General features: G+C 65.1%; 12 protein-coding genes. All 12 read left to right on the forward strand.

Going from position 1 to position 10,980, the window contains the following annotated elements; translation table 11 throughout:
• The coding region (locus tag ACIQ17_RS25085) for a SulP family inorganic anion transporter (RefSeq protein ID WP_398471989.1) at nt 1-808 on the forward strand (808 nt) is incomplete at its 5' end.
• A gap of 12 nt (nt 809-820) precedes the next feature.
• Nucleotides 821-1,663 (forward strand): universal stress protein, encoded by an 843-nt coding sequence (locus ACIQ17_RS25090; protein WP_122129154.1) that lies wholly within the window; start codon nt 821-823, stop codon nt 1,661-1,663.
• 1 nt (nt 1,664) lies between these two features.
• Entirely contained in the window at nt 1,665-2,012 is a 348-nt protein-coding gene (locus tag ACIQ17_RS25095) for a TraR/DksA C4-type zinc finger protein (RefSeq protein ID WP_234831430.1), read from the forward strand.
• Between the two features lie 18 nt (nt 2,013-2,030).
• On the forward strand, nt 2,031-2,264 hold the full coding sequence (locus tag ACIQ17_RS25100) for a cold-shock protein (RefSeq protein ID WP_122129155.1): 234 nt from the start codon (nt 2,031-2,033) through the stop codon (nt 2,262-2,264).
• Nucleotides 2,265-2,507: 243 nt separating this feature from the next.
• Nucleotides 2,508-5,318: a monovalent cation/H+ antiporter subunit A gene (locus ACIQ17_RS25105; protein WP_122129156.1), complete on the forward strand. Its 2,811-nt coding sequence runs from the start codon at nt 2,508-2,510 to the stop codon at nt 5,316-5,318.
• Nucleotides 5,315-5,668: a Na+/H+ antiporter subunit C gene (locus tag ACIQ17_RS25110; protein WP_122129157.1), complete on the forward strand. Its 354-nt coding sequence runs from the start codon at nt 5,315-5,317 to the stop codon at nt 5,666-5,668. The genes ACIQ17_RS25105 and ACIQ17_RS25110 overlap by 4 nt, the downstream gene beginning before the upstream one ends.
• Complete coding sequence (locus ACIQ17_RS25115; protein ID WP_122129158.1) at nt 5,665-7,188, forward strand: monovalent cation/H+ antiporter subunit D; 1,524 nt, start codon at nt 5,665-5,667, stop codon at nt 7,186-7,188. Before ACIQ17_RS25110 ends, ACIQ17_RS25115 begins: the two co-directional genes overlap by 4 nt.
• The gene (locus ACIQ17_RS25120; RefSeq protein WP_122129159.1) at nt 7,185-7,673 is read left to right on the forward strand and encodes a Na+/H+ antiporter subunit E; all 489 of its coding nucleotides are present in this window, start codon (nt 7,185-7,187) and stop codon (nt 7,671-7,673) included. Before ACIQ17_RS25115 ends, ACIQ17_RS25120 begins: the two co-directional genes overlap by 4 nt.
• Nucleotides 7,670-7,939, forward strand: coding sequence for a K+/H+ antiporter subunit F (locus ACIQ17_RS25125; RefSeq protein WP_122129160.1), 270 nt, complete (start codon nt 7,670-7,672; stop codon nt 7,937-7,939). The genes ACIQ17_RS25120 and ACIQ17_RS25125 overlap by 4 nt, the downstream gene beginning before the upstream one ends.
• Nucleotides 7,936-8,349 carry a Na+/H+ antiporter subunit G gene (locus ACIQ17_RS25130; RefSeq protein ID WP_122129161.1) on the forward strand — a complete coding sequence of 138 codons (414 nt, stop codon included), beginning with the start codon at nt 7,936-7,938 and terminating at the stop codon, nt 8,347-8,349. The genes ACIQ17_RS25125 and ACIQ17_RS25130 overlap by 4 nt, the downstream gene beginning before the upstream one ends.
• Nucleotides 8,350-8,362: 13 nt before the next feature.
• Nucleotides 8,363-9,406 (forward strand): TrkA family potassium uptake protein, encoded by a 1,044-nt coding sequence (locus ACIQ17_RS25135; RefSeq protein WP_122129162.1) that lies wholly within the window; start codon nt 8,363-8,365, stop codon nt 9,404-9,406.
• The coding region (locus ACIQ17_RS25140) for an SLC13 family permease (RefSeq protein ID WP_398471992.1) at nt 9,403-10,980 on the forward strand (1,578 nt) is incomplete at its 3' end. The genes ACIQ17_RS25135 and ACIQ17_RS25140, both read left to right, overlap by 4 nt.

Genomic DNA, 10,980 nt, shown 5'->3' on the forward strand with positions numbered 1-10,980 from the left:
GACGATGGCGGCGGTGGGCCTGCTGGAATCGATGATGACCGCGCAGATCGTCGATGATCTGACCGACACGCCCTCGAACAAGCGGCGCGAGATGAAGGGGCAGGGCATCGCCAATTTCCTGACCGGCTTCTTCGGCGGGATGGGTGGCTGCGCGATGATCGGACAGTCCGTCATCAACGTGAAGTCGGGCGGCTCGACCCGCCTCTCGACCTTCGTGTCGGGCGCGTTCCTGCTGTTCCTGATCGTCGTACTGGGGCCGCTGGTCGCCCGCATCCCGATGCCGGCGCTGGTCGCGGTGATGATCATGGTGTCGATCGGCACTTTCTCATGGGGATCGATCAGGAACCTCAAGAGCCATCCGTGGCAGTCGTCCGTCGTCATGTTGGTGACGGTACTGGTCGTCGTCTCGACGCACGATCTGGCGCAGGGCGTGGTCGCAGGCGTGATCCTGTCTGGGCTGTTCTTCGCCAGCAAGGTCAAGCGCCTGTTCGACGTGGCAACCGAGCTGAGCGCGGACGGCAGGACGCGGACCTATCGTGTCTCGGGTCAGGTGTTCTTCGCCTCGTCCGAACGGTTCGCAGACGCCTTCGACTTCAAGGAGGTGCTGGACAATGTGGTCATCGACCTGACCGCCGCGCACTTCTGGGATATTTCGGCGGTGGGGAGCCTCGACAAGGCGATCCTCAAGTTCCGCCGCGAAGGCACCCATGTCGAGGTCATCGGCCTCAATCAGGCGAGCGCGACGATGGTCGATCGCTTCGCCGTCCATGACAAGCCAGGCGCCGAAGCAGCGCTCGGCGCCCACTAAAGGAGAGGGCTTATGAACCGCATATTGGCCTGCATCGACGCATCCACTTACGCCACCAGCGTCGTCGATCTGGCGGCCTGGGCCGCTACCCGGCTCGGTGCCGATGTCGAGCTGCTACACGTCGTCCAGCGCAAGGATGCCGTAGCATCGCGCAACGACCATAGCGGCGCGATCGGCCTAGGCGTCAAAAGCGAGCTGCTGGAAGAGCTGACCCGCATTGAGGAAGCGGCGGGGCGTCTTGCTATCGAGGAAGGACGCATCCTGCTGGACGCAGGCGGTGCCCGCCTGAAGGAGCAGGGCATCACGGTCGCGTCCATGCATCTGCATGGCGGAATCGTGGAGACGATCGTCGAGCGTGAAGCCGATGCTGAATTGGTCACCATCGGCAAGCGCGGCGCGTCAGGCGAGTTCGCGACCGACCATATCGGCTCCAAGGTCGAACGGGTCGTGCGCGCCAGCGACAAGTCGGTGCTGATCGCCTCGCGCGAAGCCAAGGCACCTGGCGCGGTGGTGATCGCGTTCGACAACAGCCCGGCCGCCTGCCGTGCTGTCCGTCACGTCGCTACCTCGCCGTTGTTCGGCGGTTTGCCGGTCCACCTCGTCATGGCGGGGCCGGATGATAGCAAGCATCGCGATCAGCTCGACGCAGCGGCAGCCACGCTGCCCGCCTGTTCCGAACCCGTCCTGCGTGACGGCAAGGTCGAAGCGGTGATCGGCGACCATATGGCGGCGCATCCCGGCGCGATGCTGGTGATGGGTGCCTATGGACACTCGCCGCTTCGCACCCTGATCGTCGGCAGTACGACGACGACGATGATCCGCACCGTCCGCGCGCCAGTATTGCTGGTGCGCTGACATGGCCGGGGACGCAGCGATCCTCGATGCGCCGCGTCGGCAACTGCTGGCGCTTCGCGATCAGCTCGTCGCTGACGATGCAGCGGCCGAGGAAACACGCGCCCCGGTCGCGCTCGATCAGGAAAGCGTCGGCCGCCTGTCGCGGATCGACGCCATGCAGGTACAGGCGATGGCTCTGGCGGCGCAGCGGCATCGCCAGGCCGAACGAAGCCGCATCGATGCTGCGCTGATGCGGATCGACAGCGGCGACTATGGCTGGTGTGCGCGCTGTGGCGAAGAAATTGAGGCCAGGCGCCTCGATCATACGGCCGCGACGGCGATGTGCCTCGCCTGCGCCAAGGAGGGCTAAGCTCGGAAGGAAGGCATCATGCCGACCGGAACGATCAAATATCTCGACCGTGGCGGAGCCTGGGGCTTCATCTCGCGTGACGACAAACAGCCCAAAGTCTTCGTCCACGTCCGAGCGGCCGAGCGCGCCGGCTTTACCGAGCAACGACGCGGACAGCGCTGGCGCTTCACCCTCGTCGAGCGCCCCAAGGGCGGATTTGAAGCCGACAATCTCGAATTGCTTTTCGACGACCCGCCACCGCCCGGACGGTAGATGACGCAAAGCCGGATTTCATAGTATCCCGGTTGTAATCGGTCCGAGGCAATGCAATGAATGCATCTGGGTGTCCGCTACATTTGGAGCAGGCAGGTTCTTTACGTTGGTCGGGCCGCCAACGACGAACCCTTATGCCTGGAGTATCGGCTTGCCCGATCAGCCCCCTTTTTGCCTCACTCTCACTGTTGGTGCCGCCGGCATGATCCCAATCCGATCTGTGCTGCCCGAGGCGATGCAGCCATGACCTTGCTGACCCTCCTCTGTTTGCCCTTCCTTGCTGTTGTCGCTCTGATGGCGGCACGTTGCGCATCTCGCCGCACCCATATGCTGATTGCTGCGACGGCCAGCGTGGCCGGGCTGGTGATCTTGCTCTCGCAGGCAGGAGTTGCGCTGTCAGGGCGTCCGCTGATGACGACGATCGCGTGGATTCCGGCGCTGGGCCTCGACTTCGCGTTGTGGCTTGACCCGCTGGCTTTGCTGTTCGCCGGCCTGATCCTGGGCATCGGACTGCTGGTCGTTATCTATGCGCAGGGATACCTGAAACCGACCGAGCCGACTGCGCGCTTCCTGTCGTTCCTGATGCTGTTCCAAGGAGCGATGGTCGGCATCGCCCTATCGCGCAACGTACTGCTGATGCTGGTATTCTGGGAGATGACCAGCCTTGCCTCGTTCCTGTTGATCGGCTTCTGGCGCGACAAGGCGGAAGCGCGGCAGGGCGCACGCATGGCGCTGACCATCACCGGTGGCGGGGGCCTTGCCCTGATCGCGGGGATGGTGCTGCTGGGCAAGGTTGCCGGCAGCTATGACCTGGCAGCCATCCTGTCGCGCGGTGATCTGGTCCAGGCCTCGCCCCTATACCCTGCGATCCTGCTCCTGATCCTCGCCGGCTCGTTCACGAAATCGGCGCAGTTCCCGTTTCACTTCTGGCTCCCGCACGCGATGGCCGCACCGACGCCGGTCAGCGCCTATCTTCATTCGGCGACGATGGTGAAGGCAGGCGTGTTCCTGCTCGCGCGGCTGTGGCCGGTGCTGGCCGGAACCGATCTGTGGTTCGGTATCGTGACGACCGTTGGGCTGGCGACGATGCTGTTCGGGGCGGGCGTCGCGCTGTTCCGCCATGACCTGAAGGCGATCCTTGCCTATTCGACGATCAGCCAGCTCGGGCTGATGGTGATGCTACTGGGCTTCGGCACCGTCGCGGCGGTGAGCGCGGCGGTGTTCCACGTCCTGAACCACGCCGCGTTCAAGGCGGCTCTGTTCATGCACGCCGGGATCGTCGACCATGAAACCGGTACGCGCGATATCCGCCGGCTAGGTGGGCTTGCTGCCATCATGCCGCTGACTGCAACGCTCGGCGTACTGGCGGCGGCCGCAATGGCGGGTCTGCCCCCGCTCGGCGGGTTCATTTCCAAGGAAATGATGCTGGAGGAGGCCACGCACACGTTGTTGGGCGGACAGGCACTGCTCGTGCCCGTGCTCGCCACCATCGCGGCCTTGCTGTCGGCAGCCTATTCGATACGCTACGCCGTCGCCCTACATTTCGGCGCTCGCCGCACAGGGGACGTGGTGGCTCCCCATGATCCGGGCACGCTGCTGCTCGGCCCGCCTGCGCTGCTCGGCCTATTGGCGCTGGCCTTGGGGTTGCTGCCCATGACGCTGGCGGGGCCGCTGGTCGCGGCGGTTGCCGCCGCAGTGACCGGTGGCACGACCCCCGAACTGCATCTGGCGTTGTGGCACGGCATCAATCCGGCGCTGCTCATGAGCCTTGGCGCTGTCGCGGTCGCAGTCGTGCTGCTGAGCCGCTACCGATCGGTCGCGGCGCTGGTGACCCGGCTGCCGTCACCCGATGCCAAGCGCTTGTTCGATGCCACGATGGCACAGACCGTCGCAGCGCTGCGCCGTCTGTTGGGCGTGATCCATGTCGCGTCGCTGCAACGGTATCTCCTGATGCTGTTTGCGGTTGCGCTGGCGTTCGGGATCGAGGCGGCACTGCGGAACGGTATTTACGCTGGTACGCGCCCGACGACCCCGGCATCCCCCGTCGCCGTGGTTGCCTGGTTCGCGCTGGTTGCCGCCACCATCGCCGTCGTCACGGTCGATCGCCGACGCTATCTGGCGTTGATCTTCATCAGCGTCATCGGCCTCGTCATGGCGCTGGCCTTCATCCACCTGTCCGCGCCCGACCTTGCGTTGACCCAGATTTCGGTGGAGGTCGTCACGATCCTGCTGATGCTGCTGGCGCTGCACTTGTTGCCGGGCAATCCGCCGCGCCTGTCGGCTCTGCCCCGCCGACTGCGCGACGCGGCCATTGCAGTGGCGGGGGGTTTGGGCGTCGGATGGTTGGCCTGGGCGATAATGACCCGGCCGGAGCGCGAGGGCATATCGCGCTTCCACTGGGACAACAGCTATTCGGGCGGAGGCGGCACCAACGTCGTCAATGTGACGCTGGTCGATTTCCGTGCGTTCGATACGCTGGGCGAGATCATCGTGCTCGGCATCGCCGGGCTTGCCATCTACGCGCTGCTCGAACCCGCCGCACGGGGGGTCGCCGGACGACGACTGCGGGAATGGCGATCGAACGACCGGCACTCACCCGAACGGCATCCGATGATGTTCGTGATGGCAACGCGCCTGCTGCTGCCGCTGGCGCTGCTGGTCGGCAGCTACATCTTCCTGCGCGGTCATAATCAGCCAGGGGGCGGGTTCATCGCCGCGCTCGTGTTCTCGATCGCGATCCTGCTGCAATATCTGGCGTCCGGGTTCGACTGGACCGACGAGCGGCGCAAGTTCGGCGAACATGCGCTGATCGGCGCTGGCGTGCTGATCGCGGCTGCCACCGGCCTTGGGTCGCTGCCATTCGGCGCGCCGTTCCTGTCGAGCAGCTTTGGTTATTTCCATCTGCCGCTGATCGGTGAGTTCGAGCTGGCCACCGCGATGGCGTTTGACCTGGGCGTCGCCTGCGTCGTGGTAGGGGCAGTGCTGATGGCTTTGGCCCAGCTCGCCCAGGTCGCCCAGCGCGCCGCCAAGGCCGAAGCGGAGGAGCAGGCATGAGCCTTGAGTTCCTCGTCGCGTCCACCATCGCCGTGCTGGTCGCGGGCGGCATCTATCTGGCGCTTCGCGGGCGGACGTTTCAGGTCGTGCTCGGCCTCACGCTGCTGTCCTATGCTGTCAATCTGTTCCTGTTCGCGATCGGGCGACTGATCGTCGACCGGCCGCCGCTCTATGCGAAGGATGTCGTGCAACATGCCGACCCGCTGCCGCAGGCGCTGGTACTGACCGCAATCGTCATCACCTTCGGCATGACCGCGCTGACCGTCATCCTCAGCCTGCGCAGCTTTCTCGAAAGCGGGTCGGATCAGGTCGACGGCGATCCCGATCCGGTTGGGAAGGATGCGGCATGACGCTGATCGATCATCTGTCGGTCGCACCGGTCGTCATCCCCGCCATCGTTGCGCCGGTCACGATGCTGGTGATGCGCCGTCGCCGGGTGTTCAGCCTGATCCTGTCGCTCGGCGGCTGTGTCGCGATGCTGGCCGCCGCGTGCGCGCTGTTCGGCATCGCGCAGGACGATGCGATCCGTAGCTATGCGCTGGGCGCATGGGTCGCACCGTTCGGGATCGTGCTGGTAGTCGACCGGCTCGCCGCGACGATGCTGGTGCTGGCGGCGGTGCTGGCGTTGGTGGTGCTGCTACATGCGATCGTCACCGGTGCGGATCGCAAGGGCTGGCATTTCCACCCAATGTTCCATTTCCAGCTATTGGGGTTGAACGGCGCGTTCCTGACCGGTGACCTCTTCAATCTGTTCGTGTTCTTCGAAGTGCTGCTGATCGCCTCCTATGGCCTGATGCTGCACGGGCAGGGCGCGCTCAGACTGAAGGCGGGGATTGCCTATGTCGTGATCAACATTGCCGGCTCGGCGCTGTTCCTGATCGCGCTGGGGCTGCTGTATGGCCTGACATCGACGCTGAACATGGCCGATCTGGCCGTCCGGGTCGCGAACCTCCCCGCGGAGGATCAGGGGTTGCTGCGTGTCGCCGGACTGCTCCTGATGGCGGTGTTCGCGCTAAAGGCGGCGGTGGTGCCGATCCACCTGTGGATGCCGCGCACCTATGCCGCGACGATGCCGGTGGTAGCCGCGCTGTTCGCGATCATGACCAAGGTCGGCGTATATGCGATGATCCGCACCGTGCCGCTGATTTTCGGCGGCCAGGCCGGCTCGGCAGCATGGGTGCCCGCGCCTTATTTGCTGCCCGCCGCGATGCTGGGCGCGGTGCTTGGCTTCGTCGGCGTACTAGTGGCCCGAGGAATGCGTGAGCAGGCGGCCTATGCCGTGCTGGCCTCGACCGGCACGCTGTTGATGGCAGTCGCGACCTGGCGGGAGGCGACCTTGGCCGCCGCCCTCTATTATCTGGTACAGGCGACGCTGGCCGGTGCCGCGCTGTTCCTTGTTGCCGACGCGACGATACGTCGCCGAGGGCAATATGCCGACGCAATCGCGCCCAGCCCACGCTTCGCCGGACAGGATGTGACGGGCCTGCTCTATCTGGTCGCTGCCGTCGCTGCGGTCGGCCTGCCACCACTGGCAGGATTCGTCGGCAAGCTGCTGATTCTCGACGCGAGCTTCGCCGTCGCGTGGTGGGGTGCGATCTGGACCACCATCCTTGGCTCGACGCTGATCGGCGTGATCGGTTTCTCGCGTAGCGGATCGACCCTGTTCTGGAAGGCGGCACCGCCCGGCACCGATGTCATCGCTGCGCCTGCACGGTCGCGCGCAGATTTCACCGCGCCGCTCACGCTGCTGATGTTGCTGGCGGTGCTGACCGTTGCCGCCGGGTGGGTGACCGCGCAGACCCGGGCGACCGCGCGACAGGTAATGGCCCCCGATCGCTATATCACCGCCGTGCTGGGGCGCGCGGGATGAACCGCCTGTTGCCGCATCCCGCGCTGTCAGCAATGCTGCTGATCGTTTGGCTGCTGATGGCCAACAGCATCACCGTCGGCGGTATCGTGCTGGGCGGCGTGTTTGCGCTGATCCTGCCGAAGTTCACGCAGCCCTTCTGGCCCGACCGACCGCGGATGCGCTTCGGTCGCGCCCTTGTCGGTTATCTGGTGATCGTGCTGTTCGACATTCTGGTCGCCAATTTCCAGGTGGCGTGGCTGATCCTGTTTCGCCGTAACCGCGACCTTCGCGCCCGCTGGCTGGTCATTCCCATCGACCTGACCACGCCGGAGGCGATCACGATGCTGGCCGGCACGATCAGCCTGACGCCGGGCACGGTATCGTCGGATGTCTCGGCCGATGGTCGGTTCCTGCTCGTGCACGCGCTCGACGTCGATGACGAAGCGGCGGAAATCGCGCGGATCAAGAAGCGCTACGAGGCGCGGTTGCAACGGGTATTCGCATGATCGGGATCGCACTCCACATCGCTGCAGGCTGTATCGCGCTCGCGCTGCTGCTCAACGGATGGCGATTGCTGCACGGACCGGCCCTTGGCGACCGGATCGTCGCACTCGACACTATGGTCATCAACGCCATCGCGCTGATCGTGCTGATCGGCATGATCGGCGGCAACGATACCTATTTCGAAGCGGCGCTGCTGCTGGCGATGGTAGGGTTCGTCAGCACCATCGCATACTGCAAGTTCATCCTGCGCGGGGATATCGTCGAATGAGTGTTATCGCCGACATTTCCATTGTTGTCCTGCTGCTGCTCGGCGCCGGCTTCGCGCTGATCGGCAGCTGGGGGCTGGTCCGCCTGCCCTCGACGATGGAGCGCCTGCACGGCCCTACCAAGGCGACGACGCTGGGCCTCGGCGCGCTGCTCCTCGCCTCGGTCGTGTATTTTCAGGCGCGGCTCGGGATCTGGACCGCGCACGAACTACTGATCTCGCTGTTCCTCTTCATCACCGCGCCGATCTCGGCCAACATGATCGCCAAGGTCCATCTCCATCGCGTTCGCGTCGGTGCGATCAGCGAACCTGACAGCATCGCCGGAGCGCCGCCCCGTCCGGGCGGGGAGGGCGACTGGGCAACGTTTGAGGCGCCTAAGCGCGACAATCCCGCCTCGACCGCCAATACCTGATTCCTGGTCGGCCATGGACGGAAGCGACGCGACGCCACACTATCACCTGTACCGGCGCAGCCGGACGCCGGTCTGGTTGGCCCTGTCGTGGCGGGCTTTGCTGGCATTCGCGCTGATCGGCATCGCGCTGGCGGTTCACTGGTTCGATCGCGACGGCCTGCGCCAGTCGTCGGGTGCGCCGGTCACCTTCGCCGACATCCTGTACTTCACCATGATTACCGTCACGACGGTCGGTTATGGCGACATCGTGCCGGTCACGCAGCAGGCGCGCCTGTTCGATACCTTCGTCGTCACGCCGATCCGGCTATTCGTATGGCTGATCTTTCTGGGAACCGCATATGATTTCCTGCTCAAACGTGTCTGGGAACGGTGGCGCATGTCAGTGATCCAGAAGCAGCTTCGCGACCATGTCGTCATCGCAGGCTTCGGCAACAGCGGATCGGAAGCAGCAAGCGAGCTGATCCGTCGCGGTGCCCATCCCGATACGATCGTCGTCATCGACGAGAACCCTGCCGCGCTGCGCAGTGCGGAGGCGCTCGACGTTGCCGTCATGGAGGGTAACGCCACGCGCGATGCCGCCTTGCAGGCCGTCCGCGTCGCCACCGCCAGCGCCATGATCGTGGCAGCCGGTCGCGATGATACATCTATTCTGATCGTCCTCACCGCACGCCGGATTGCACCCACGCTACCGATCAGCGTGGTGATCCGGTCGCAGGATAACGAAGCGATTGCACGCCAAGCCGGGGCCGACACCGTCATCAATCCGGCGAGTTTCGCCGGGCTGCTGCTTGCCGGATCGACGCATGGCGCGCATCTTGCCGACTATATGGCCGATCTCGCGGCGACCCATGGTCGCGTCGCGCTCCGCGAACGGGCGGTCACCGATGCGGAGGTCGGCATTGCGTTGCGCGCGATAACGACCGGCCTCGGACACCGCGTCTATCGCGGCGATGCCATGTACGGTTTCTGGGAAGCCGAGGTCGAGCGACTGGAGGCGGGCGACATCATCCTCGAAGTCATTCCCGCCACGTCCGCCGATGCGACGCCGCGCCGGTGACCCACCTGCTGGCGCTCATAGCCGCGCATCGCCCGATATTGGGGCTGGTAGTCATCGTCGCTTTATTCGTCGCGTTCGCGCTCGAACGCTTCCCGCCGGTCACCATCGCTGTCGCCGGGGCAGCGCTGATGATCGCGCTGGGCTGGCTCACCCCGCCGCTCGTCACCGCCGCCTTCGCCAATTCCGCGCTGATCACCATCGCAGCCTTCTTCATCCTGTCGGGGGCGCTGGTCCGTACCGGCACGATCGAGGCGCTGGCCAGTCTGATCGTCCGGCGAGCGGGTAAGGCACCTCGGCGCACGGTTGCAGAAATGCTGACGGGCGCCGCGATCGCGCCGGCGTTCATTAACAATACGCCCGTCGTGATGGTGCTGATCCCGCTGGTACGCCGGCTCGCGCGATCAGTGGGGATACCTGCCACGCGGCTGCTGATCCCGCTGTCCTATCTCTCGATCCTTGGCGGAACGCTGACACTGGTCGGAACATCGACCAACCTGCTCGTCGACGGCGTTGCACGCGCGAACGGGCAACCGGGGTTCGGCATCTTCGACATCACGCTCGTCGGGCTGGTGACGATGGCAGCGGGGGTTGCGACCATGCTGCTGCTCGGACCGAAGCTGCTGCCCTCGCGCCCCGACAATGCCATCGCCGACCGACATCAATTGCCCTATCTTACCGAGATTGCGCTGTTACCCGAAGTGCTGGGCAAATCTGTTCGCATCACCGACCTGCCCTTCCTGCGGCGTGATGCAGTTCGCTTGATCGCGGTCCGCCGGGGGACACGCGTCGACCGGAATCCGTCGCTCGAGCTGACGATCAATGCCACCGACCGGTTGATCGTCAGTGCGACCGCCGATGAGCTAGACGACCTGGCGCGTAGCGAAGGCTATCTGGTCGGGTTGCAGAATGTCGGTCGCCCGATCCGCCTTGCCGCCAGTGCGCGCAGCGACGACGTGCAACTGATCGGCCTGACGATCAGCCCGACCCACCCTGCGCTCGGCCGTGAGCTGCGCGACATTCCCTTACTGTCGAACCTGCCCGCGCGCGTCCTAGGGATCGGGCGGGCGCGGCACTTGCCCGGCCCTGATCTTGGCAGTGTCCGGTTGCGCGCGGCCGACAGCCTGCTGGTCGCGGCAAACGATGCCGCCATTACCGAACTGCGCGCGAACACCAACCTGATCGCGGAGGATACAAGTCATATCCGCCGCTTCCGCCGGCACCGTGCGCCGATCGCGATCGGGACGCTGGCCGGCGTCGTCGTGCTAGCGGCGCTAGGCGTTCTGCCAGTCGCGCTGCTGGCGATGGTCGGCGTCGGTATTGTCCTTGTCACGCGCTGCGTCGATGCCGAGGAAGCGTGGCGATCGATCGACGGCAGCGTGCTGGTGCTGATCTTCGCAATGCTTGGTATCGGCAGCGCGTTGGAGGCGATCGGGACGATAGATCTGATCGTCAGCGCAATCTCGCCATGGCTGGCCACGCTGTCACCGCTGGGGTTGATCCTCATCCTCTATTTTCTGACTTCGGCGCTGACCGAGACAGTGACGAACAACGCAGTCGCGGTCATCATGACCCCG

This window comes from Tardiphaga sp., assembly GCF_044340795.1.
In the GTDB taxonomy this organism is placed as follows: domain Bacteria; phylum Pseudomonadota; class Alphaproteobacteria; order Rhizobiales; family Xanthobacteraceae; genus Tardiphaga.

Coding starts and splice junctions, on each gene's coding strand:
- ACIQ17_RS25100 (WP_122129155.1), top strand. CDS start 2,031: ATGCCGACCGGAACGATCAAATATCTCGACCGTGGCGGAGCCTGGGGC.
- ACIQ17_RS25090 (WP_122129154.1), top strand. CDS start 821: ATGAACCGCATATTGGCCTGCATCGACGCATCCACTTACGCCACCAGC.
- ACIQ17_RS25125 (WP_122129160.1), top strand. CDS start 7,670: ATGATCGGGATCGCACTCCACATCGCTGCAGGCTGTATCGCGCTCGCG.
- ACIQ17_RS25115 (WP_122129158.1), top strand. CDS start 5,665: ATGACGCTGATCGATCATCTGTCGGTCGCACCGGTCGTCATCCCCGCC.
- ACIQ17_RS25105 (WP_122129156.1), top strand. CDS start 2,508: ATGACCTTGCTGACCCTCCTCTGTTTGCCCTTCCTTGCTGTTGTCGCT.
- ACIQ17_RS25120 (WP_122129159.1), top strand. CDS start 7,185: ATGAACCGCCTGTTGCCGCATCCCGCGCTGTCAGCAATGCTGCTGATC.
- ACIQ17_RS25130 (WP_122129161.1), top strand. CDS start 7,936: ATGAGTGTTATCGCCGACATTTCCATTGTTGTCCTGCTGCTGCTCGGC.
- ACIQ17_RS25110 (WP_122129157.1), top strand. CDS start 5,315: ATGAGCCTTGAGTTCCTCGTCGCGTCCACCATCGCCGTGCTGGTCGCG.
- ACIQ17_RS25095 (WP_234831430.1), top strand. CDS start 1,665: ATGGCCGGGGACGCAGCGATCCTCGATGCGCCGCGTCGGCAACTGCTG.
- ACIQ17_RS25135 (WP_122129162.1), top strand. CDS start 8,363: ATGGACGGAAGCGACGCGACGCCACACTATCACCTGTACCGGCGCAGC.